This is a genomic window from Streptomyces sp. SID3212 (genome assembly GCF_009865405.1).
In the GTDB taxonomy this organism is placed as follows: Bacteria; Actinomycetota; Actinomycetes; order Streptomycetales; family Streptomycetaceae; genus Streptomyces.
Window position 1 is genome coordinate 1 of record NZ_WWJY01000441.1, and the last position, 1231, is coordinate 1231.

A 1231-nucleotide genomic window follows, 5' to 3' on the forward strand; every position below is an offset into this window, starting at 1 on the left:
CCACACCGCCGTCGAGGCGTCGGCCGCCGCCGAGACCTGCGGCAAGGGCTGGCGGCACCCCCGGGCCGGACTCCAGGTCTTCGACGTGCGCAACACCACCGCCAGCGCCGTCGAGGTCCATCTCACCGACTCCACCGGCGCGTTGCTCGGCGAGGTCGACGGGCTCGCGCCCGGCACGACCCGCCCGATCCGGGTGGCCCTGGGCCGCGGCACGTACACCTTCCGCTGCCTGGCCGAGGACACCGACGCGGTCACGGGGCCCGCCGTACGGATCAGCCGGGGCCCCGCCCGGGGCGGACCGGCGGTGCTCCCCGTCAACACCCACGACCTGATCCCCGTGACCCTCGCCTACCAGAAGTGGGTGGCCGACGGGTTCGCCGGTGTGGTGGCCCGGGTCGACACCCTGCGGGACGCGGTGGACCGGGGCGACCTGGCCGCCGCGCGCGCCGCCTGGCTGCCCGCCCATCTGGCGTTCGTCAGGCTCGGTGGCGCGTACGGCGCCTTCGGCGACCTCGGCGCCGCCGTGGACGGCACCGACGCCGGGCTGCCCGGCGGTCCGCACGACCCGGACTTCACCGGCTTCCACCGGGTCGAGTACGGCCTGTGGCACGGCGAGCCGGCGACAGGGCTGCGCGGTCCCGCCGACCGCCTGGCGGCGGATGTACGGACGCTGCGGACCACCTGGACGGACACCCGCATGGACCCGCTCGACCTGGGCCTGCGTACCCACGAGATCACCGAGGACAGCATCCAGCAGGACCTCACGGGCCGCTCCGACTTCGGCAGCGGCACCTCCCTCGCGTCGGCCCGCGCCGGACTGGACGGCACCGCCGAACTCGTCACGCTGCTGCGGCCGTTGCTGACCCCCCGCGACACCGGCCTGCCGCGCGTCGACAGCGGACTGCGGACCGCGGAACGGGACCTGGACGCGCTGGCGTCCCACGGCGGCTGGCGGGCGCCGGCCGCGCTGCCCCGCGCCGACCGCGAGCGGATCGACGCCGACTTCGGCGACCTGGCGGAACAACTGGCCCCGGTGGCCGTCATCTTCGACGTACGGAGGACCTCATGACCACCGACCGTACGGAGGACTCCACGGCCACCGGACCCACCCCGCCCCACGGTGACGCGAACCCGGCCGCCCGTGACGCCCCGTCAGGCGTACGGCGGCGGTCCTTCCTGCACCGGGCGCTGGCGGCGGGCGCCGCCGGGGCCGCCGTCGGGGCCGGGGGAG

Annotated in this window: 1 protein-coding gene; it reads left to right on the plus strand. The window is 76.5% G+C overall.

Annotated elements, in window-relative coordinates:
• Positions 1 to 1069: EfeM/EfeO family lipoprotein (locus GT042_RS13050; RefSeq protein WP_161308868.1), on the plus strand; the 1069-nt coding region annotated here is incomplete at its 5' end.
• Between the last annotated feature and the right edge of the window lie 162 nt (positions 1070 to 1231).